Here is a 19,779-nt window from a genome sequence, read left to right on the forward strand (position 1 = left end):
TATGCCTTGGCGGTGGCAGTTCGGAGTATCGGTGTGGGCGGTGACTTTTTTGTGCGCGCTTTGCGCTCAAGCGGGAGCAAGCTCCCTCGCCACGGGTTTTTTCCTGCCACCAGTTCTTCCTTGCCACAGATCCTTTCCCATTAGGGGTTTGGTATTTGGGGCTGCTTTGCAGCCCAGCGGGGATGAATCCCCTCGCCACGCCCTGGGGTGGGATTTGCGTTGCTCGCGGCAAAGCCACTTTCCTGCAGACGAAAAAAAAGACCTTGAATTTCAAGGTCTTTTTTTAAGATGGTGCCCCGAGGGAGACTCGAACTCCCACTCCTTTCGAAAACGGATTTTGAATCCGCCGCGTCTACCAATTCCGCCATCAGGGCTCAATGGCGGCGAAGTATAGAGAGGTGCCTACCGTTGGTCAATCACGTTTCATGGTGAATTTTTGATAATTCCGCTAGACTTTCCGGCCCTGCTAGACGAACCCCATCATGCGTGTTGCTGACTTTACCTTCGAACTCCCGGATTCGCTGATCGCTCGCCACCCTCTGGCCGAGCGTCGCGCCAGTCGACTGTTGACCTTGGACGGGGTCAGCGGTGCCATGGCTCACCGTCAATTCACTGATTTGCTTGAGCATTTGCGCCCGGGCGATTTGATGGTGTTCAACAATACCCGAGTCATTCCGGCGCGGTTGTTTGGCCAGAAGGCCTCCGGCGGCAAGCTGGAGATTCTGGTGGAGCGGGTGCTGGACGGGCATCGGGTGCTGGCCCATGTGCGGTCGAGCAAGTCGCCCAAGCCGGGCTCGTCGATTTTGATCGACGGCGGCGGTCAGGCGCGGATGGTGGCGCGGCATGATGCGTTGTTCGAGCTGGAGTTTGCCGAAGAAGTGTTGCCGCTGCTCGACCGTGTCGGGCACATGCCGTTGCCTCCTTATATAGACCGCCCGGACGAAGGTTCGGACCGCGAGCGTTATCAGACCGTGTACGCCGAGCGCCTGGGGGCGGTGGCGGCGCCGACGGCGGGGCTGCATTTTGATCAGCCGTTGCTGGAGGCGATTGCCGCCAAGGGCGTGGAGACGGCGTTCGTGACGCTGCACGTCGGCGCCGGCACGTTCCAGCCGGTGCGCGTGGAGCGCATCGAAGACCACCACATGCACAACGAATGGCTGGAAGTCAGCCAGGAAGTGGTCGATGCCGTGGCGGCATGCCGCGCCCGCGGTGGGCGGGTGGTGGCGGTGGGGACCACCAGCGTGCGTTCCCTGGAAAGCGCCGCGCGCGATGGCGTGCTCAAGCCGTTCAGTGGCGACACCGATATTTTTATCTACCCGGGCCGGCCGTTTCATGTGGTCGATGCCCTGGTGACCAACTTTCATTTGCCCGAATCCACTCTGTTGATGCTGGTTTCGGCGTTCGCCGGTTATCCCGAGACCATGGCCGCCTACCAGGCCGCCGTCGAGCATGGGTACCGCTTTTTCAGCTACGGTGATGCGATGTTCATCACCCGTAACCCCGCGCCACGCGGGCCCGAGGAAACCGTATGAGTCGCACCTGTCGCATGTCCTTCGAGTTGCTTGCTACCGATGGCAAGGCTCGTCGCGGTCGTCTGACCTTCCCCCGCGGTACGGTGGAAACCCCCGCGTTCATGCCGGTGGGCACCTACGGCACGGTCAAGGGCATGCTGCCGCGTGACATCGTTGCCACGGGCGCGGAGATCATTCTCGGCAACACCTTCCACCTGTGGCTGCGTCCGGGCATGGAAGTGATCAAGGCCCACGGCGACCTGCACGATTTCATGCAGTGGAAAGGCCCGATTCTGACCGACTCCGGCGGTTTCCAGGTGTTCAGCCTCGGCGCCATGCGCAAGATCAAGGAGGAGGGCGTGACCTTCGCCTCGCCGGTCGACGGCTCCAAGGTGTTCATGGGCCCGGAAGAGTCGATGCAGGTGCAGCGCGACCTGGGCTCGGACATCGTGATGATCTTCGACGAATGCACGCCGTACCCGGCCGATGAAGACGTGGCGCGGGTGTCGATGGAGCTGTCGTTGCGCTGGGCCCAGCGCTCGAAGAATGCCCACGGCGAAAACACGGCGGCGCTGTTCGGCATCGTGCAGGGCGGCATGCACCAGGATTTGCGCATGCGCTCGCTGGAAGGCCTCGACAAGATCGGCTTCGACGGCCTGGCGATTGGCGGCCTGTCGGTGGGCGAACCGAAGCACGAGATGATCAAGGTGCTCGATTACCTGCCGGGCCAGATGCCCGCTGACAAACCTCGTTACCTTATGGGCGTTGGCAAACCGGAAGATCTGGTTGAGGGTGTGCGCCGCGGGGTGGACATGTTCGATTGCGTGATGCCAACCCGTAATGCCCGCAATGGGCATCTGTTCATCGACACTGGTGTGCTGAAGATCCGTAACGCGTTCCATCGCCATGATGATTCGCCGCTCGATCCGACGTGCGATTGCTATACCTGCCAGAACTTCTCCCGCGCTTATCTGCATCATTTGGACAAGTGCGGCGAAATGCTCGGCAGCATGCTCAATACCATCCACAATTTGCGCCATTATCAGGTGCTTATGGCTGGTTTGCGCGAGGCTATCCAACAGGGTACATTGGCCGCCTTTGTCGAGGCCTTCTATGCCAAGCGCGGGTTGCCTGTTCCGCCTTTGGACTGAGTTTTCCGATCCCTAGATTCAATATTTGCAACTGGAGTGCTAAATGAGCTTTTTTATCTCTAATGCCATGGCTGACGCGGCTGCACCTGCTGCTGCCAGCCCTATGGGTGGCGGTTTCGAGTGGATTTTCCTGGTCGGCTTCCTGGTCATCTTCTACCTGATGATCTGGCGTCCACAAGCCAAGCGCGCCAAAGAGCAGAAGAACCTGCTCAGCAGCTTGCAGAAAGGTGATGAAGTGGTCACCACCGGCGGCATCGCCGGCAAGATCACCAAAGTGGCGGATGACTTCGTGGTTCTGGAAGTGTCCGACACTGTTGAAATGAAGTTTCAGAAGGGCGCCATCGCGGCCACGCTGCCAAAAGGCACGCTGAAAGCGATCTAAGTAACAACTTCTCTTCAATCGACGGGGCGCGCAAGGCGCCCCGCGTCATAAGCGGGCGGCGTGATGCTGAACAAATACCCTCTGTGGAAATACCTACTGATCCTGGCGGTGCTGGCGGTCGGTGTGATTTATTCCGCTCCCAATCTCTACCCGGATGACCCGGCCATTCAGGTCAGCGGCGCCAGCACGGCGCTGCAGGTCACCCAGGCCGATCTGGACCGCGCGAGCGCTGCGCTCAAGGCGTCCAATATCGAGGTCAAGGCTGCGTCCATCGCCGAAAACGGCAAGGGCGGCCTGTTGCGCCTGGTCAAGTCTGAAGACCAGTTGCCGGCCAAGGATGTGGTACGCAAGGCGTTGGGCGACGATTACGTTGTGGCCCTGAACCTGGCCCAGACCACCCCGCAGTGGCTGCGCAATCTTGGCGCCCACCCAATGAAGCTGGGCCTGGACTTGTCCGGCGGTGTGCACTTCCTGCTGGAAGTGGACATGGAAAAAGCCCTCGACGCGCGACTGAAAGTCTACGAAGGCGACGTCAAGAGCCTGCTGCGTAAAGAGCGCGTTCGCTATCGCAGCCTGCCGCAGTTCGAAGGTGCCATTCAGCTGGGCTTCAGCGATGAAGATGCCCGCGAACAGGCCCGTGCCCTGATCCGCAAGAATTTCAACGATTTCGACATTGTGCCGGCCGACCTCAATGGTCAGTCGGTGCTGCGTCTGGCGATGACCCCGGCCAAGCTGGCGGAAATCCGCGAATACTCCATCAAGCAGAACTTGACCACGGTGCGTAACCGCGTCAACGAGCTGGGTGTCGCCGAGCCGATCGTCCAGCGCCAGGGCGCCAACCGTATCGTGGTTGAGTTGCCGGGTGTGCAGGACACTGCCGAAGCCAAGCGTATCCTCGGCAAGACCGCCAACCTGGAATTCCGCCTGGCCGCTGAGCCGGGTGCTTCCAAGGCGACTTCCGAGAGCTTCGAGTTCCGCGAAGGCGGTCGTCCGGCGGCGCAGATCGAGCGCGGCCTGATCATCACCGGTGACCAGGTGACCGACGCCCAGGCGGGCTTCGACGAGCAAGGTCGTCCACAGGTGAACATCCGTCTCGACGGCCACGGCGGCGAACTGATGAGCCGCGCCACGCGCAGCAACGTCGGGCGCAGCATGGCGGTGATCTTCATCGAGCAGAAGCCGACCACCACCTACACCAAACAGATGGTCAATGGCGTCGAGAAAGACGTACCGGTCCAGACCTTCAAGGAAGAGAAGAAGATCATCAGCCTGGCGACCATCCAGTCGCCACTGGGCAGCCAGTTCCGCATCACCGGCCTGAACGGCCAGGGCGAATCCTCGGAGCTGGCCCTGCTGCTGCGTGCCGGTGGCCTGGCCGCGCCGATGTACTTCGCTGAAGAACGCACCATCGGCCCGAGCCTGGGTGCCGACAACATCACCAAGGGCGTCGATGCCTCCCTGTGGGGCATGCTGTTCGTGTCGCTGTTCATCATCGCCATCTACCGCTTCTTCGGCCTGATCGCCACGGTTGCGCTGGCGGTGAACATGGTGCTGTTGCTGGCCCTGATGTCGTTGCTGGGCGCCACGCTGACCCTGCCGGGTATCGCCGGTATCGTCTTGACGATGGGTATGGCGGTAGACGCCAACGTGCTGATCTTCTCGCGGATACGTGAAGAGATCGCCGCGGGCATGTCGATCCAACGGGCAATCAACGAAGGCTTCGGCCGGGCATTCACCGCGATTCTCGACTCCAACCTGACCACGTTGCTGGTCGGCGGGATTCTCTTTGCCATGGGCACCGGCCCGGTCAAGGGCTTCGCAGTGACCATGTCCCTCGGGATCTTTACCTCGATGTTCACAGCCATCATGGTGACCCGCGCAATGGTCAACCTGATCTTTGGCGGTCGTGACTTCAAGAAGTTGTGGATTTAAGGGGCTGCCATGTTACGTACAATCAACTTCATGGGCGTTCGCAACATTGCGTTCGGCGTCACATTGTTCCTTACGGCACTGGCGTTGTTCAGCTGGGCCACCAAGGGCCTGAACTACGGCCTGGACTTCACCGGCGGTACGCTCATCGAGCTGACCTACGAGCGTCCGGCCGACGTCACCAAGGTGCGTGAGCAACTGGCGAGCTCGGGCTACAGCGATGCCGTGGTGCAGAGCTTTGGCGCCACCACCGATTTGCTCGTGCGCATGCCGGGTGAAGACCCGCAACTGGGCCACCAGGTCGCCGAAGCCTTGCAGAAGGCCGGTGGCGATAACCCGGCCCAGGTCAAGCGCGTCGAGTTCGTCGGCCCGCAGGTGGGTGAGGAGCTGCGCGACCAGGGCGGCCTCGGCATGCTGTTGGCGCTGGGCGGCGTGATGCTCTACCTGGCTTTCCGCTTCCAGTGGAAGTTCGCGGTCGGCGCGATTGTCTCGCTGATCCACGACGTGATCGTGACCGTGGGCATCCTGTCGTTCTTCCAGATCACCTTCGACCTGACGGTGCTGGCGGCGGTGCTGGCGATCATCGGTTACTCGCTCAACGACACCATCGTCGTGTTCGACCGGGTGCGTGAAAACTTCCGTGTGCTGCGCAAGGCCTCGTTGATCGAGAACATCAACATCTCGACCACCCAGACCCTGCTGCGGACCATGGCGACATCGATCTCCACCTTGCTGGCGATTGTCGCGCTGCTAGTGTTTGGCGGCGACAACCTGTTCGGTTTCTCCATCGCGCTATTCATCGGTGTGATGGCGGGTACCTACTCGTCGATCTACATCGCCAACGTGGTGCTGATCTGGTTGAACCTGAGCTCCGAGGATCTGATTCCTCCGGCGGGCACCGAGACCGAGGTGGACGACCGCCCGTAAGGCTCGGTTTTCCGTCCGTCACCGCTCAAAAGGCGCGAGTTGAACTCGCGCCTTTTTTTGTGCTCCAAGGCTGGGAGAAGCGCGGATTAATCCGCTTGTAATGGCCTGGAGGTTCAAGTGAACAAATCGATGCTGGTTGGTGCGGTATTGGGTGCTGTCGGTGTAACAGCCGGTGGTGCGGTCGCCACCTACAGCTTGGTAAAAAGTGGCCCTGAGTATGCGCAAGTACTGGCCGTGGAACCGGTCAAGACCCAAATCAAGACCCCGCGTGAAGTGTGCAAGGACGTGACAGTGACCCGGCAGAAGCCGGTTCAGGATCAACATCAGATCGCCGGCACCGTGCTCGGCGCCGTGGCCGGTGGCCTGTTGGGCAACCAGATCGGCGGCGGCAACGGCAAGAAGATTGCCACCGTGGCGGGTGCGGCCGGCGGCGGTTATGCCGGTAATAAGATTCAGGAAGGCATGCAGGAACGCGACACGTACACCACTACCCAGACTCGCTGCAACACCGTCAATGACATCAGCGACAAGGTTGTAGGCTACGACGTTCGCTACATGCTCGACGGCAAGGAAGGCAAAGTCCGCATGGACCGCGACCCGGGCAACCAGATCCCGGTCAGCAAGGAAGGTCAACTGATCCTGGGCCAGAACGAACCGGCCCAGTAATCCACCGCTATGAAAAAGCACCCTCCGGGGTGCTTTTTTTTGTGCCCGTATTTTCTGTCCCACGCCCACCCCGTATTCCCTGTGGGAGCGAGCTTGCTCGCGAAGGCGGTGGCTCAGTCTGCTTCATATTCAAGGCGTAACCCGTCGTGGCGAGGGAGCTTGCTCCCGCTGGGCTGCGCAGCAGACCCGAGATTTTGCGGTCGCTGCGCAACCGAGCGGGAGCAAGCTCCCTCGCCACGGATTACCTGTATCCGGGTAAAATGACAGGCAAAAAAAAGCACCCCGAAGGGTGCTTCTCTTGAGCCGAGCGGCTTAGCGCTTCAGCGAGGCCGGCAGGTGCGGCTGGATCGCCGTCAGCACAGCCTTGAAGCATTTGGTGTTGCCGGCAACGATGTGGCCTTTTTCAAGGAAATCGTGGCCGCCGGTGAAGTCGCTCACCAAGCCACCCGCTTCCTGGATCAACAGGGCGCCTGCCGCCATGTCCCACTCGGACAGGCCCGATTCCCAGAACGCATCGAAACGACCGGCAGCTACATAGGCCAGGTCCAGGCTCGCGGCGCCGGCGCGGCGGATGCCGGCGGTCTGGCCGACCAGGGCGCGGAACATGCCCAGGTAATTGTCGAGGTTGTCCATCTGGTCATCACGGAACGGGAAACCGGTGCCCAGCAGGGCGCCGTCCAGGCTGGTGCGGCCGCTGACGCGCAGGCGGCGACCGTTCAGTTGGGCGCCACGGCCACGGCTGGCGGTGAATTCTTCCTGGCGAACCGGGTCCAGCACGACGGCGTGTTCCAGGCGGCCACGGTACTTGCAGGCGATGCTGACAGCGAAGTGAGGAATGCCACGCAGGAAGTTGGTGGTGCCGTCCAGCGGATCGATGATCCACAGGTACTCTTCGCCTTCGATGCCGGTACCGGCGTGCATGCCGGTCTCTTCACCGAGGATGGAGTGGTTCGGGTAAGCCTTGCGCAGGGCGTCGACGATTTTCTGTTCGGCGGCGCGATCAACCTCGGACACGTAGTCCTTGGCGTCTTTTTCATCGACCTTGATGGTATCCAGGCGCTCGATGGAGCGGAAGATCAGTTCACTGGCGCTGCGGGCGGCGCGCAGCGCGATATTCAGCATGGGCTGCATGGATGTGTCACCTAAGGTTGTTAAAGAAAGCCGCGCATTCTATCAGAAAGTTTTCTCAGGAGAAGGTTGGTGTTCGCTTTCATAGCTTAACGGTAGGTGCTTAGGTAAGATTTGCTCCCTTTTATATGTTCGAGAGCGCCTCCCTTGTTGCAGAACATTCGTGTCGTCCTGGTCAATACCAGCCATCCGGGTAACATCGGCGGAGCTGCGCGGGCCATGAAGAACATGGGCCTGTCGCGGCTGGTGCTGGTTGAGCCGCGCTCGTTTCCCCATCACGAAGCCGACGCGCGGGCATCCGGCGCCGGTGACATTCTCGCCAATGCCCAGGTTGTCGCCACCCTGGAAGACGCCTTGGTGGGTTGCAACCTGGTGCTCGGCACCAGCGCCCGCGACCGCCGTATCCCCTGGCCGCTGCTCGATCCTCGCGAATGCGGCACCAAGGTGGTCGAGGAAGCGGGGCAGGGCGCGGAAATCGCCTTGGTGTTCGGCCGTGAAGATTCCGGCCTCACCAATGAAGAGCTCCAGCGATGTCATTTTCACGTGCATATCCCCTCCGACCCCGGCTTCAGCTCGCTGAACCTCGGGGCGGCGGTGCAGGTGTTGAGCTATGAAGTGCGCATGGCCTGGCTGCAGGCCGAAGGCCAGCCCAGCAAAGTGGAAAAATTCGAGGCGACGTCGCCGCGCAGTGAGACACTGGCGACCATGGACGAGCTGGAGCGATTCTATGAACACCTGGAACAGACCCTGGTGGACATCGAATTCCTTGACCCGGACAAGCCTCGGCACTTGATGGCGCGCCTGCGTCGGTTGTACGGACGAAGCTCGGTGAGCCGGGCGGAAATGAATATATTGCGCGGCATCCTCACGGAAACCCAGAAAGCGGCCCGTGGCGAGCTGATTAAGCGGAAGGAATAAAATGTTCGAACGTTTGCGTGAAGATATCCAGAGCGTCTTCCATCGTGACCCGGCGGCGCGCAATGCCTTTGAAGTGCTGACCTGCTATCCCGGCATGCACGCCATCTGGATCCATCGCCTGTCCGGCGCCTTGTGGAGCATGGGTTGGAAATGGCTGGCGCGGCTGGTCTCGAACTTCGGCCGCTGGTTGACCGGCATCGAGATCCATCCGGGCGCCAAGGTCGGCCGGCGGTTCTTCATCGATCACGGCATGGGCATCGTCATCGGCGAGACCGCCGAGATCGGCGACGACGTCACGCTCTATCAGGGCGTGACCCTCGGCGGCACCAGCTGGAACAAAGGCAAGCGCCACCCGACCCTGGAAAACGGCGTTGTCGTCGGTGCTGGCGCCAAGGTGCTCGGCCCGTTCACCGTGGGCGCGGGAGCGAAAGTCGGCTCCAACGCCGTGGTCACCAAGGCCGTGCCGCCCGGCGCGACCGTGGTGGGTATTCCGGGGCGGATCATCGTCAAGTCGGACGAAGAGCAGGACGCCCGGCGCAAGGCCATGGCCGAGAAGATCGGCTTCGACGCCTACGGTGTCGGCGAAGACATGCCCGACCCGGTGGCGCGCGCCATCAACCAGTTGCTCGATCACCTGCAAGCGGTGGACGGGCGCCTGGAGGGGATGTGCGGCGCACTGAAGGAGCTGGGGAGTGATTATTGTGCCAAGGATCTGCCGGAACTGCGCGAGGAAGACTTTGCGTGCGTGAAGGACAAGGACCAAAGCCAGGCTAGCTGAAACCCGGCAGGCCTCTTCGCGAGCAGGCTCGCTCCCGCACTGGGCCGCCAGCCCCTGTGGGAGCGAGCCTGCTCGCGAAGAACGATAACGCGGTACAGCTGGTCGTTAGCCGCCTACGTTTGCTATCATTCGCGCGCTCTTTTGCGGGTAAACCCGAGTAAAGCACTAGGTCTTATACTTGACTTAAATACTCGGGAATTGCATACTCGCCCCCATTCCGAACTTCGTGGTAATTGTCCATGCGACTGACTACAAAAGGCCGATACGCCGTGACCGCAATGCTCGATCTGGCATTGCATGCGCAGCACGGGCCGGTGTCCCTGGCCGATATCTCCGAACGCCAGGGCATCTCCCTGTCCTACCTCGAACAGCTGTTCGCCAAGCTGCGCCGCAGCAACCTGGTCTCCAGCGTTCGTGGTCCCGGTGGCGGCTACCAGCTGTCGCGCGAGATGCAAGGCATCCAGGTCGCCCAGGTGATCGATGCCGTGAACGAATCGGTCGATGCGACCAAATGCCAAGGGTTGGGCGACTGCCACGGCGGCGATACTTGCCTGACCCATCATCTGTGGTGCGACTTGAGCCTGCAGATTCACGAATTTCTGAGTGGTATCAGCTTGGCCGACCTTGTGACTCGCCGTGAGGTGCAAGAAGTAGCCCAGCGTCAGGACCAGCGCCGTTGCAATGGCAAGGCGCCGCACCTGGACAAGATTGAAGCGTCCGCCGTCGAATGACTGCCGCAGAGCACGCGGAACGCCAGCCAGCCTGATTTAGGAGAGAGTCCATGAAATTGCCGATTTACCTTGATTACTCTGCGACCACCCCGGTTGATCCGCGTGTCGCGCAAAAGATGAGTGAATGCCTGCTGGTCGACGGAAACTTCGGCAACCCGGCCTCGCGTTCCCACGTGTTCGGCTGGAAAGCCGAAGAGTCGGTCGAAAACGCCCGTCGCCAGGTCGCCGACCTGGTCAATGCCGACCCCCGCGAGATCGTCTGGACCTCCGGTGCCACCGAGTCCGACAATCTGGCAATCAAGGGTGTCGCGCATTTCTACCACACCAAGGGCAAGCACCTGATCACCTCCAAGATCGAGCACAAGGCTGTCCTGGACACCATGCGCCAACTGGAGCGTGAAGGCTTCGAAGTCACCTACATCGAGCCCGGTGAAGACGGCATCATCACCCCGGCCATGGTCGAGGCCGTACTGCGCGACGACACCATTCTGGTTTCGATCATGCATGTGAACAACGAAATCGGCACCGTCAACGACATCGCGGCCATCGGCGAACTGACCCGTTCCAAGGGCGTCCTGTTCCACGTCGATGGCGCGCAGTCCACCGGCAAGGTCGACATCGACCTGTCCAAGCTGAAAGTCGACCTGATGTCCTTCTCGGCCCACAAGACTTATGGCCCTAAAGGCATCGGCGCCCTGTACGTCAGCCGCAAGCCGCGTGTTCGCCTCGAAGCGACCATGCACGGCGGCGGTCACGAGCGTGGCATGCGTTCCGGTACCCTGGCGACCCACCAGATCGTTGGCATGGGCGAAGCCTTCCGCGTGGCCAAGGAAGACATGGCCGCCGAGAACGTGCGCATCAAGGCCTTGAGCGACCGTTTCTTCAAGCAGGTCGAGCACCTCGAAGAGCTCTACGTCAACGGCAGCATGACCGCCCGCGTTCCACACAACCTGAACCTGAGCTTCAACTACGTTGAAGGCGAGTCGCTGATCATGGCGCTCAAGGATCTGGCCGTGTCGTCCGGTTCGGCGTGCACCTCGGCGTCGCTGGAGCCTTCCTACGTACTGCGTGCCCTGGGCCGCAACGACGAACTGGCTCACAGCTCGATCCGCTTCACCTTCGGCCGCTTCACCACCGAAGAAGAAATCGATTACGCCGCGCAGAAAGTCTGCGAGGCCGTTACCAAGCTGCGTGCTCTTTCGCCGCTGTGGGACATGTACAAAGACGGCGTCGACATTTCGAAAATCGAATGGGCGGCGCACTGAGAAGTCGCCACCAGAGCGGCTCCACTGATGAGGATTGAAGCAAATGGCATATAGCGAAAAGGTCATCGACCACTACGAGAACCCGCGCAACGTCGGCAAGATGGACGCGCAGGATCCTGACGTCGGCACCGGCATGGTCGGCGCCCCGGCGTGCGGCGACGTGATGCGTCTGCAGATCAAGGTCAACGAACAAGGCATCATCGAAGATGCCAAGTTCAAGACCTACGGCTGCGGCTCCGCCATCGCGTCCAGCTCCCTGGCCACCGAGTGGATGAAGGGCAAGACTCTCGACGAAGCCGAAACCATCAAGAACACTCAGTTGGCCGAAGAACTGGCCTTGCCGCCAGTGAAAATCCACTGCTCGGTACTCGCTGAAGACGCCATCAAGGCCGCCGTTCGCGACTACAAGCAGAAGAAAGGCTTGATCTGATCCGCGTTACGGTAAGGAGTTTCCATGGCTATCCAGATGACAGAAGCGGCAGCTAACCATATCCAGCGCTCACTTGCGGGGCGCGGCAAGGGCGAGGGTATCCGCCTGGGTGTTCGCACCACGGGTTGTTCCGGCCTCGCCTATGTACTGGAATTCGTCGACGAAGTCGGTGAAGACGATCAGGTGTTCGAGAGTCATGGTCAGAAAGTGATCATCGACCCCAAGAGCTTGACGTACCTGGACGGCACCGAGCTGGATTTCGTCAAGGAAGGGTTGAACGAAGGCTTCAAGTTCAACAACCCCAACGTGCGCGGTGAATGTGGCTGCGGCGAAAGCTTCAACATCTGAGGCTGCTCGTGGGTACTCCTTGTCATTTTGCGTTGTTCCAGTTGCAGCCTGCTTTCCAGCTGGACCTCGATCAGTTGTCCGCGCGTTATCTGGAACTGGCCCGTGGTGTCCACCCCGACCGCTTTGCCGATGCCTCCGAGGCTGAGCAGCGGCGGGCGCTCGAGCAGTCGGCGAACCTCAACGAGGCCTACCAGACGCTCAAGAGTCCGGCCAAGCGCGCGCGGTACCTGCTCGCCATCAGCGGTCATGAGCTGCCCCTGGAAGTCACGGTGCACGACCCCGAGTTCCTGTTGCAGCAGATGCAATGGCGCGAGGAGCTCGAAGACCTGCAGGACAGTGCCGACCTGGCGGGTGTCGCGGTCTTCAAGCGTCGCCTGAAAGACGCCCAGCAAGAACTCAACGAGAGCTTCGCCGCCTGTTGGAACGACGCTGCGCAACGCGAACAGGCCGAACGCCTGATGCGGCGCATGCAGTTCCTCGACAAGCTGACCTACGAAGTGCGCCAGCTGGAAGAGCGCCTCGACGATTAACCCAGTGCCGCTCCGGTCGCACGCCTGATTACAGATAAGTCCTGATTACGATGGCCCTACTGCAGATCGCCGAACCCGGCCAAAGTCCACAACCGCACCAGCGTCGCCTGGCTGTCGGGATCGACTTGGGTACCACCAATTCCCTGGTCGCTGCCTTGCGCAGCGGTCTTTCCGAGCCGCTGGCCGACGAGCAGGGGCGGGTGATCCTGCCGTCTGCCGTGCGCTACCACGCCGATCGCGTCGAAGTCGGCGAGTCGGCCAAGCTGGCCGCCGCCACCGATCCACTCAATACCGTCGTGTCGGTCAAGCGCTTGATGGGTCGTGGTCTGTCCGACGTCAAGCAATTGGGCGATCAACTGCCGTACCGTTTCGTCGGCGGCGAATCCCACATGCCGTTCATCGAAACCGTGCAGGGCCCGAAAAGCCCGGTAGAAGTTTCCGCCGATATCCTCAGGGTCCTGCGTCAGCGCGCCGAAGCCGCGTTGGGCGGTGAACTGGTGGGCGCGGTGATCACCGTTCCGGCCTATTTCGACGATGCCCAGCGCCAAGCCACCAAGGACGCGGCCAAGCTCGCCGGTCTCAATGTGCTGCGCCTGCTCAACGAGCCGACGGCGGCTGCGGTGGCGTACGGCCTGGACCAGCACGCCGAGGGCCTCGTCGCCATTTACGACCTGGGCGGCGGCACGTTTGATATTTCAATCCTGCGCCTGACCGGCGGGGTCTTCGAAGTCCTCGCCACCGGTGGCGACAGCGCCTTGGGCGGCGACGACTTCGATCACGCGATTGCCGGCTGGATCATCGAGCAGGCGGGGTTGTCCGCCGATCTCGATCCGGGGACCCAGCGCCATCTGCTGCAAACCGCCTGCGCCGCCAAGGAAGCCTTGACCGACGCCGCCAGCGTTGAAGTCGCTTACGGCGAATGGACAGCCACGCTGACCCGCGAAGCCTTCAATGCCCTGATCGAACCCATGGTCGCCCGCAGCCTCAAGGCCTGCCGCCGTGCCGTGCGTGATTCCGGCATCGAGCTGGAAGATGTCAAGGCCGTGGTCATGGTCGGTGGTTCGACCCGTGTGCCTCGGGTTCGCGATGCCGTTGCCGAAGCCTTTGGCCGTCAGCCGCTGACTGAAATCGACCCGGACCAGGTGGTCGCCATCGGTGCCGCGATCCAGGCCGATACCCTGGCTGGCAACAAGCGCGAGGGCGGCGAATTGCTGCTGCTCGACGTGATTCCGTTGTCCCTGGGCCTGGAAACCATGGGCGGCCTGATGGAGAAGGTGATCCCGCGCAACACCACCATCCCCGTCGCCCGCGCCCAGGATTTCACTACTTATAAAGACGGCCAGTCGGCCATGATGATTCATGTGCTGCAAGGCGAGCGTGAATTGATCAGCGACTGCCGCTCCCTTGCGCGTTTCGAATTGCGCGGCATCCCGGCGATGGTTGCCGGCGCGGCGAAGATCCGCGTGACCTTCCAGGTCGACGCCGATGGCCTGCTCAATGTCTCCGCCCGCGAACTCGGTTCGGGCGTCGAGGCAAGCATCCAGGTCAAGCCGTCCTACGGCCTGACCGACGGCGAAATCGCCAAGATGCTCAAGGATTCGTTCCAGCACGCCAGCGACGACAAAGTCGCCCGTGTGCTGCGCGAGCAGCAGGTCGATGCCCAGCGCCTGGTCGAAGCCGTGCAAGCCGCCCTCGAAGCCGACGGCGAGCGCTTGCTCGACGCCGAGGAGCGCATGGTCATCGAAATGCAGATGCAAGAACTCTCCGAATTGATCAAGGGCACGGATGGTTATGCCATCGAGCAGCAGACCAAGCGTCTGTCGCAAGTCACCGATGCCTTTGCTGCCCGCCGCCTGGACTCGACGGTGAAAGCCGCCCTGGCGGGGCGCAACCTGAATGAAATCGAGGAATAACTGATGCCGCAGGTGATTTTTCTGCCCCACGAGAAGTTCTGCCCGGACGGCATGGTCGTGGAAGCCGAGCCCGGAACGTCCATTCTTGACTTGGCCCACGAACACCACATCGAGATGGAAAGCGCCTGTGGCGGCGTTTGCGCTTGCACGACCTGCCACTGCATCATTCGTGAAGGTTTCGAGTCGCTGGAAGAGGCGGACGAGCTGGAAGAAGACTTTCTTGACCGCGCCTGGGGGCTTGAGCCGCAGTCGCGTCTGGGGTGCCAGGCTATCGTCGGCACTGAAGACCTGACCGTCGAAATCCCGAGATACTCACTTAACCATGCGGCCGAAGCGCCGCACTGATGGTGGCACTGTCATGAGCTATGGTTGGAATGATGTACAACGCATCGCGGAAGAATTGGCCGAAGCCCACGAGGGTCTCGATCCGTACTCTGTAGGTTTCGTCCGTCTGCAGCAGATGATCCTTGAGCTGCCTGACTTCGATTCCACCTCTGGCCGAGTCGGCGAGAAGGTGTTGGAAGCGGTTCAGGAGCTCTGGGCCGCAGAATTGGACTGATCGCCTCGCAGGTTAGGCAATACCCAAGAACCCGCGTATAATTCGCGGGTTTAATTTTTCGTAAATTACCGTTTCTGGAGTTACACCATGGCTGTTCAACGTACTTTCTCCATCATCAAGCCTGACGCCGTTGCTAAAAACGTGATCGGCAAGATCGTTACCCGCTTCGAAGACGCTGGCCTGCGCGTTGTAGCTTCGAAAATGAAGCAACTGTCCAAAGCCGAAGCCGAAGGCTTCTACGCTGAGCACAGCGAGCGCGGTTTCTTCGGTGAACTGGTTGCCTTCATGACTTCCGGTCCGGTTGTCGTTCAGGTGCTGGAAGGCGAAAACGCCATCGCTCGCAACCGTGAGCTGATGGGCGCTACCAACCCTAAAGAAGCTGCTGCCGGCACCATCCGTGCTGACTTCGCTGAATCCATCGACGCCAACGCCGTCCACGGTTCGGACTCCGAAGCCGCCGCTGCTCGCGAAATCGCTTACTTTTTCTCCGCTACTGAAGTAACCACTCGCTAAGCCCAGGCTTTTGAGTGAAGGTGAATCCATGACTACATCGAACGGCAAAACCAACCTGTTGGGCCTGACCCAGCCGGAAATGGAGAAATTCTTCGACTCGATCGGGGAGAAGCGTTTCCGTGCCGGTCAGGTGATGAAATGGATTCACCACTTTGGCGTCGACGATTTCGACGCCATGACGAATGTCGGCAAGGCCCTGCGCGAAAAGCTCAAGGCCGTTGCCGAGATTCGCGGCCCCGAAGTGGTCAGCCAGGACATTTCCAGCGACGGCACCCGCAAGTGGGTGGTGCGCGTGGCGTCCGGCAGCTGCGTCGAGACCGTCTACATCCCCCAGGGCAAGCGCGGCACCTTGTGCGTTTCGTCCCAGGCAGGCTGTGCCCTGGATTGCAGTTTCTGCTCCACCGGCAAGCAAGGCTTCAATAGCAACCTCACCGCCGCCGAAGTGATCGGCCAGGTGTGGATTGCCAACAAATCCTTTGGCAGCGTCCCGGCAACCGTCGACCGTGCCATCACCAACGTGGTGATGATGGGCATGGGTGAGCCGCTGCTGAACTTCGACAACGTCGTCGCCGCCATGCACCTGATGATGGATGACCTGGGCTACGGCATCTCCAAGCGCCGCGTGACCCTGTCCACCTCAGGCGTGGTGCCGATGATCGATGAGCTGGCCAAGCACATCGACGTCTCGCTGGCGTTGTCGCTGCACGCACCGAATGACGCATTGCGTAACCAATTGGTGCCGATCAACAAGAAGTATCCGCTTAAGATGCTGCTCGAGTCGTGCCAGCGCTACATGTCGTCCCTGGGCGAAAAGCGCGTGCTGACCATCGAGTACACCTTGCTCAAGGACGTGAATGACAAGGTTGAACACGCGGTCGAGATGATCGAGCTGCTCAAGAACATCCCGTGCAAGATCAACCTGATCCCGTTCAACCCGTTCCCGCATTCCGGCTACGAGCGTCCGAGCAACAATGCGATTCGTCGGTTCCAGGATCAGCTTCACCACGCTGGCTTCAACGTCACCGTGCGCACCACCCGTGGCGAAGACATCGATGCCGCGTGTGGCCAATTGGTAGGACAGGTGCTGGATCGCACCCGTCGCAGCGAACGCTACATTGCCGTGCGCGAATTGAACGCCGCGGACGATGCAGTACAGAACGCTGCGAACAGTCACTAAGAGAGGAACTCTATGTCCCTGCGCTTTGCGCTGCTGTTGCTGCTGGCCGGTCTTTGTTCCGGCTGTGTTCTGTCGGGCGACTATAACCCGATGAAAACCAGCAAGGGCCGTGACGAAGCGCGCGAGGCCTATGTGCAGCTGGGCATCGGCTATTTGCAGCAGGGCATGACCGAGCGGGCCAAGGTGCCGCTCAAGAAGGCCCTGGAGCTGGACAGCTCGGACGCCGATGCCAATGCGGCGCTGGCCCTGGTGTTCCAGGCCGAGATGGAGCCGGAACTGGCCGACGAACACTTTCGCAAGGCGTTGTCCGCCCGCCCGCAAGACGCCCGGATCCTCAACAACTACGGCAGCTTCCTCTACGAGCAGGCACGCTACAAGGAAGCCTACGAGCGCTTCGAGCAAGCGGCCGCCGATACCCTTTACCCTGAGCGTTCGCGGGTGTTCGAGAACCTCGGCATGACCGCCGCGAAACTCGGCCAGCGTGACCTGGCCCGCCAGCAGCTCGAAAAGGCGTTGCGGCTCAACCGCCAGCAACCGCGCGCGTTGCTGGAAATGGCTGAGTTGTCTTACGAAGACAGGCATTATGTGCCCGCTCGCGACTATTACGAGCGGTTTAGCCTGCTCAGCGAGCAAAATGCACGTAGTCTATTGCTCGGCGTTCGGCTGGCGCATGTGTTTGAAGATCGTGACAAGGCCGCCAGTTATGGCCTGCAACTCAAAAGACTCTATCCCGGTACGCCGGAATATCAGCAATACCTGTCGGAGCAATGATGAAAGCGGCGCATCCCGAAGTTGTAGCAGCGACTCGCGTAAATCCCGGTGAGACCCTGCGTCAAGCCCGCGAAAGCAATGGTTGGTCGCTGGCCGAAGTGGCCCTCAAGCTCAATCTCACCGTGACTTCCCTGAGCAACCTGGAAGCCGGCGCGTTCGACAAATTGCCTGGGCATACTTTCGCCCGGGGCTACATCCGCGCCTATGCCAAGTTGCTTGGCATGGACCAGACCGTGCTGGTCCAGCAATTCGATCAATACACCGGTTCCGACGCCCAGGGCAGCAGTGTGCACAGCCTGGGCCGTATCGAGGAGCCAGTGCGCGTTTCCCATACCATTTTGCGTATCGTCAGCCTGTTGCTGCTGATCGCGGTGATCGGTGGCGGTTTCGTCTGGTGGCAGGATCAGGCTTCCTTGCGCAGCAAGGAGCCGGTTGCGATGAACCCTGAGCATGTCGAAGTCGAAGGCGCCGACGGCACCACCCAGATTCATCCGCTGGATGAACCGGAAGACCAGGCTGTTGTCGAGGGGCAGACTGAGGGTGAAACCGCCCTGGCATTGCCTCAAGGCCAAGATAACGGCGAGACTGATGCCGCCGCGGGTGCCGAGCCTGTCGTGCCATCCGTTCCCGCGCCAGCCCCAACACCTGCCGCCCCCACGGCTCCGGCCCATTCCGGCAGCGCGCCGACCACCCCGGCGGCTCCTGCTCCTGTCACGCCAGCGCCAACCGTGGCCGCTCCGGCCGTGCCAGCAGCGCCAGCAACCCCGGCGGCCCCGGCTCCTGCGCCCGGCGATGGCCAGGTACAGATCCAGTTCACCGCCGATTGCTGGACGCAGATTACCGACGGCAACGGCAAGGTCCTGTTCAGCGGCCTCAAGCGCAAGGGCGACAGCACGTCCGTCAACGGCCGGCCGCCGTTTGCCGTACGCCTGGGCTATGCCCGTGGCGCGCAGGTCAGCTACAACGGCCAGCCGGTCGATGTGGCTCCGTTCACCAGTGGCGAGACCGCTCGCCTGAAGTTGGGTCAATAAGTCATGCACGGCGAATCTCCTATCAAGCGTCGCGAATCCCGGAAGATCTGGGTCGGTAACGTGCCCGTGGGCGGCGATGCGCCAATCGCTGTGCAGAGCATGACCAACAGCGACACCAATGACGTGGCCGCCACGGTCGCGCAAATCAATCGTCTTGAAGCCGCCGGCGTCGATATCGTCCGCGTATCCGTGCCGGACATGGACGCCGCCGAGGCGTTCGGCAAGATCAAGCAGCTGGTCAAGGTGCCGTTGGTGGCCGACATTCACTTCGACTACCGCATTGCCTTGCGCGTGGCCGAGCTGGGCGTCGACTGCCTGCGCATCAACCCGGGCAACATCGGTCGCGAAGATCGCGTGCGCGCGGTGGTGGATGCCGCCCGTGATCGCGGCATTCCGATCCGTATCGGCGTCAATGCCGGTTCCCTGGAAAAAGACCTGCAGAAGAAGTACGGCGAACCGACTCCGGCCGCGCTGGTGGAATCGGCGCTGCGCCATGTCGAGCACCTTGAACGCCTGAATTTCCCGGACTTCAAGGTCAGCGTGAAGGCCTCCGACGTGTTCATGGCCGTCGAAGCCTACCGCCTGCTGGCCAAGGAAATCGTCCAGCCGTTGCACCTGGGCATCACCGAAGCCGGTGGGTTGCGCTCGGGTACGGTGAAATCTGCCGTCGGCCTCGGTATGCTGCTCGCCGAAGGGATTGGCGATACCATCCGCATCTCGTTAGCGGCGGACCCGGTCGAGGAAGTGAAAGTCGGCTACGACATCCTCAAGTCCCTGCACTTGCGTTCCCGTGGGATCAACTTCATCGCCTGCCCGAGCTGCTCGCGGCAGAACTTCGATGTGGTCAAGACCATGAACGAGCTGGAAGGGCGCCTTGAAGACCTGCTGGTGCCGCTGGATGTCGCGGTGATCGGTTGCGTGGTCAACGGGCCCGGCGAAGCCAAGGAGGCCCATATCGGCCTGACGGGCGGCACGCCGAACCTGATTTACATCGACGGCAAGCCGTCGCAGAAACTGACGAATGACAATCTGGTGGATGAGCTGGAAAAGCTGATCCGCCAGAAAGCGGCCGAAAAGGTCGAAGCCGACGCAGCGGTCATCGCGCGCGGTTAAGTCGCAAG

The 19,779-nt window shown here is 61.2% G+C and carries 22 protein-coding genes and 1 tRNA gene; 21 read left to right on the top strand and 2 right to left on the bottom strand.

Features of this window, described 5'->3' with window-relative positions:
• Nucleotides 1-289 precede the first annotated feature (289 nt).
• Nucleotides 290-374, bottom strand: a tRNA-Leu gene (locus tag J3P84_RS05445).
• A gap of 108 nt (nt 375-482) precedes the next feature.
• Here J3P84_RS05445 and queA point away from each other — a divergent pair.
• The 6 genes from queA to J3P84_RS05475 all read left to right on the top strand — a co-directional run bounded on the left by queA (nt 483) and on the right by J3P84_RS05475 (nt 6,566).
• Entirely contained in the window at nt 483-1,532 is a 1,050-nt protein-coding gene (gene queA, locus J3P84_RS05450; protein ID WP_434628527.1) for a tRNA preQ1(34) S-adenosylmethionine ribosyltransferase-isomerase QueA, read from the top strand.
• A gap of 14 nt (nt 1,533-1,546) precedes the next feature.
• Nucleotides 1,547-2,662: a tRNA guanosine(34) transglycosylase Tgt gene (gene tgt / locus J3P84_RS05455; protein WP_305501181.1), complete on the top strand. Its 1,116-nt coding sequence runs from the start codon at nt 1,547-1,549 to the stop codon at nt 2,660-2,662.
• A 43-nt stretch (nt 2,663-2,705) separates the two neighbouring features.
• A complete protein-coding gene (yajC, locus tag J3P84_RS05460) occupies nt 2,706-3,044 on the top strand; it encodes a preprotein translocase subunit YajC (RefSeq protein ID WP_016773317.1) in 339 nt (112 codons plus the stop codon).
• 63 nt (nt 3,045-3,107) lie between these two features.
• On the top strand, nt 3,108-4,976 hold the full coding sequence (gene secD / locus J3P84_RS05465; RefSeq protein WP_434628530.1) for a protein translocase subunit SecD: 1,869 nt from the start codon (nt 3,108-3,110) through the stop codon (nt 4,974-4,976).
• A 9-nt stretch (nt 4,977-4,985) separates the two neighbouring features.
• Nucleotides 4,986-5,900 (top strand): protein translocase subunit SecF, encoded by a 915-nt coding sequence (gene secF / locus J3P84_RS05470; protein WP_434628533.1) that lies wholly within the window; start codon nt 4,986-4,988, stop codon nt 5,898-5,900.
• 117 nt (nt 5,901-6,017) lie between these two features.
• A complete protein-coding gene (locus J3P84_RS05475; protein ID WP_018607449.1) occupies nt 6,018-6,566 on the top strand; it encodes a glycine zipper 2TM domain-containing protein in 549 nt (182 codons plus the stop codon).
• A gap of 312 nt (nt 6,567-6,878) precedes the next feature.
• On the opposite strand, the gene suhB is transcribed toward J3P84_RS05475, so the two are convergent.
• Nucleotides 6,879-7,697, bottom strand: a complete 819-nt coding sequence (suhB, locus tag J3P84_RS05480) for a type III secretion system regulator SuhB (RefSeq protein ID WP_003185165.1) — start codon at nt 7,695-7,697, stop codon at nt 6,879-6,881.
• Between the two features lie 144 nt (nt 7,698-7,841).
• Here suhB and trmJ point away from each other — a divergent pair, with 144 nt between their 5' ends.
• From trmJ to ispG, 15 genes are all read left to right on the top strand, one after another.
• Nucleotides 7,842-8,612: a tRNA (cytosine(32)/uridine(32)-2'-O)-methyltransferase TrmJ gene (trmJ, locus tag J3P84_RS05485; RefSeq protein ID WP_434628536.1), complete on the top strand. Its 771-nt coding sequence runs from the start codon at nt 7,842-7,844 to the stop codon at nt 8,610-8,612.
• A gap of 1 nt (nt 8,613) precedes the next feature.
• Nucleotides 8,614-9,390, top strand: coding sequence for a serine O-acetyltransferase (cysE, locus tag J3P84_RS05490; RefSeq protein WP_434571967.1), 777 nt, complete (start codon nt 8,614-8,616; stop codon nt 9,388-9,390).
• Nucleotides 9,391-9,629: 239 nt separating this feature from the next.
• A complete protein-coding gene (iscR, locus tag J3P84_RS05495) occupies nt 9,630-10,121 on the top strand; it encodes a Fe-S cluster assembly transcriptional regulator IscR (protein ID WP_030139599.1) in 492 nt (163 codons plus the stop codon).
• 50 nt (nt 10,122-10,171) lie between these two features.
• Nucleotides 10,172-11,386 (top strand): IscS subfamily cysteine desulfurase, encoded by a 1,215-nt coding sequence (locus J3P84_RS05500; RefSeq protein ID WP_434571968.1) that lies wholly within the window; start codon nt 10,172-10,174, stop codon nt 11,384-11,386.
• Nucleotides 11,387-11,429: 43 nt separating this feature from the next.
• Nucleotides 11,430-11,816 (top strand): Fe-S cluster assembly scaffold IscU, encoded by a 387-nt coding sequence (gene iscU / locus J3P84_RS05505; protein ID WP_003185157.1) that lies wholly within the window; start codon nt 11,430-11,432, stop codon nt 11,814-11,816.
• Nucleotides 11,817-11,840: 24 nt separating this feature from the next.
• The gene (iscA, locus tag J3P84_RS05510) at nt 11,841-12,164 is read left to right on the top strand and encodes an iron-sulfur cluster assembly protein IscA (RefSeq protein ID WP_003185155.1); all 324 of its coding nucleotides are present in this window, start codon (nt 11,841-11,843) and stop codon (nt 12,162-12,164) included.
• Nucleotides 12,165-12,172: 8 nt separating this feature from the next.
• Complete coding sequence (hscB, locus tag J3P84_RS05515; RefSeq protein ID WP_305498984.1) at nt 12,173-12,694, top strand: co-chaperone HscB; 522 nt, start codon at nt 12,173-12,175, stop codon at nt 12,692-12,694.
• Nucleotides 12,695-12,744: 50 nt separating this feature from the next.
• Entirely contained in the window at nt 12,745-14,607 is a 1,863-nt protein-coding gene (gene hscA, locus J3P84_RS05520) for a Fe-S protein assembly chaperone HscA (protein WP_434628540.1), read from the top strand.
• Between the two features lie 3 nt (nt 14,608-14,610).
• Nucleotides 14,611-14,952 (top strand): ISC system 2Fe-2S type ferredoxin, encoded by a 342-nt coding sequence (gene fdx, locus J3P84_RS05525; RefSeq protein WP_434571971.1) that lies wholly within the window; start codon nt 14,611-14,613, stop codon nt 14,950-14,952.
• 13 nt (nt 14,953-14,965) lie between these two features.
• Nucleotides 14,966-15,166 (top strand): Fe-S cluster assembly protein IscX, encoded by a 201-nt coding sequence (iscX, locus tag J3P84_RS05530; protein WP_047296339.1) that lies wholly within the window; start codon nt 14,966-14,968, stop codon nt 15,164-15,166.
• An 87-nt stretch (nt 15,167-15,253) separates the two neighbouring features.
• Nucleotides 15,254-15,679 carry a nucleoside-diphosphate kinase gene (gene ndk, locus J3P84_RS05535; RefSeq protein ID WP_042727994.1) on the top strand — a complete coding sequence of 142 codons (426 nt, stop codon included), beginning with the start codon at nt 15,254-15,256 and terminating at the stop codon, nt 15,677-15,679.
• Nucleotides 15,680-15,707: 28 nt separating this feature from the next.
• Nucleotides 15,708-16,856 (top strand): 23S rRNA (adenine(2503)-C(2))-methyltransferase RlmN, encoded by a 1,149-nt coding sequence (gene rlmN, locus J3P84_RS05540; protein ID WP_092202362.1) that lies wholly within the window; start codon nt 15,708-15,710, stop codon nt 16,854-16,856.
• 12 nt (nt 16,857-16,868) lie between these two features.
• On the top strand, nt 16,869-17,627 hold the full coding sequence (gene pilW, locus J3P84_RS05545; RefSeq protein ID WP_305498992.1) for a type IV pilus biogenesis/stability protein PilW: 759 nt from the start codon (nt 16,869-16,871) through the stop codon (nt 17,625-17,627).
• Nucleotides 17,627-18,658: a RodZ domain-containing protein gene (locus J3P84_RS05550; RefSeq protein WP_434628545.1), complete on the top strand. Its 1,032-nt coding sequence runs from the start codon at nt 17,627-17,629 to the stop codon at nt 18,656-18,658. The genes pilW and J3P84_RS05550 overlap by 1 nt, the downstream gene beginning before the upstream one ends.
• A 3-nt stretch (nt 18,659-18,661) precedes the next feature.
• Nucleotides 18,662-19,771 carry a flavodoxin-dependent (E)-4-hydroxy-3-methylbut-2-enyl-diphosphate synthase gene (gene ispG / locus J3P84_RS05555; protein WP_305498996.1) on the top strand — a complete coding sequence of 370 codons (1,110 nt, stop codon included), beginning with the start codon at nt 18,662-18,664 and terminating at the stop codon, nt 19,769-19,771.
• Nucleotides 19,772-19,779 lie beyond the last annotated feature (8 nt).

The sequence above is a fragment of the Pseudomonas sp. Z1-29 genome (assembly GCF_051131995.1).
GTDB lineage: Bacteria > Pseudomonadota > Gammaproteobacteria > Pseudomonadales > Pseudomonadaceae > Aquipseudomonas.

What these genes read in the sequence shown, in the direction of transcription:
- iscX (WP_047296339.1), top strand. Translation starts at nt 14,966, where the DNA reads ATGAGCTATGGTTGGAATGATGTACAACGCATCGCGGAAGAATTGGCC.
- ndk (WP_042727994.1), top strand. Translation starts at nt 15,254, where the DNA reads ATGGCTGTTCAACGTACTTTCTCCATCATCAAGCCTGACGCCGTTGCT.
- cysE (WP_434571967.1), top strand. Translation starts at nt 8,614, where the DNA reads ATGTTCGAACGTTTGCGTGAAGATATCCAGAGCGTCTTCCATCGTGAC.
- hscA (WP_434628540.1), top strand. Translation starts at nt 12,745, where the DNA reads ATGGCCCTACTGCAGATCGCCGAACCCGGCCAAAGTCCACAACCGCAC.
- J3P84_RS05550 (WP_434628545.1), top strand. Translation starts at nt 17,627, where the DNA reads ATGAAAGCGGCGCATCCCGAAGTTGTAGCAGCGACTCGCGTAAATCCC.
- fdx (WP_434571971.1), top strand. Translation starts at nt 14,611, where the DNA reads ATGCCGCAGGTGATTTTTCTGCCCCACGAGAAGTTCTGCCCGGACGGC.
- iscA (WP_003185155.1), top strand. Translation starts at nt 11,841, where the DNA reads ATGGCTATCCAGATGACAGAAGCGGCAGCTAACCATATCCAGCGCTCA.
- iscR (WP_030139599.1), top strand. Translation starts at nt 9,630, where the DNA reads ATGCGACTGACTACAAAAGGCCGATACGCCGTGACCGCAATGCTCGAT.
- rlmN (WP_092202362.1), top strand. Translation starts at nt 15,708, where the DNA reads ATGACTACATCGAACGGCAAAACCAACCTGTTGGGCCTGACCCAGCCG.
- iscU (WP_003185157.1), top strand. Translation starts at nt 11,430, where the DNA reads ATGGCATATAGCGAAAAGGTCATCGACCACTACGAGAACCCGCGCAAC.
- ispG (WP_305498996.1), top strand. Translation starts at nt 18,662, where the DNA reads ATGCACGGCGAATCTCCTATCAAGCGTCGCGAATCCCGGAAGATCTGG.
- queA (WP_434628527.1), top strand. Translation starts at nt 483, where the DNA reads ATGCGTGTTGCTGACTTTACCTTCGAACTCCCGGATTCGCTGATCGCT.
- pilW (WP_305498992.1), top strand. Translation starts at nt 16,869, where the DNA reads ATGTCCCTGCGCTTTGCGCTGCTGTTGCTGCTGGCCGGTCTTTGTTCC.
- yajC (WP_016773317.1), top strand. Translation starts at nt 2,706, where the DNA reads ATGAGCTTTTTTATCTCTAATGCCATGGCTGACGCGGCTGCACCTGCT.
- tgt (WP_305501181.1), top strand. Translation starts at nt 1,547, where the DNA reads ATGTCCTTCGAGTTGCTTGCTACCGATGGCAAGGCTCGTCGCGGTCGT.
- J3P84_RS05500 (WP_434571968.1), top strand. Translation starts at nt 10,172, where the DNA reads ATGAAATTGCCGATTTACCTTGATTACTCTGCGACCACCCCGGTTGAT.
- secF (WP_434628533.1), top strand. Translation starts at nt 4,986, where the DNA reads ATGTTACGTACAATCAACTTCATGGGCGTTCGCAACATTGCGTTCGGC.
- secD (WP_434628530.1), top strand. Translation starts at nt 3,108, where the DNA reads ATGCTGAACAAATACCCTCTGTGGAAATACCTACTGATCCTGGCGGTG.
- suhB (WP_003185165.1), bottom strand. Translation starts at nt 7,697, where the DNA reads ATGCAGCCCATGCTGAATATCGCGCTGCGCGCCGCCCGCAGCGCCAGT.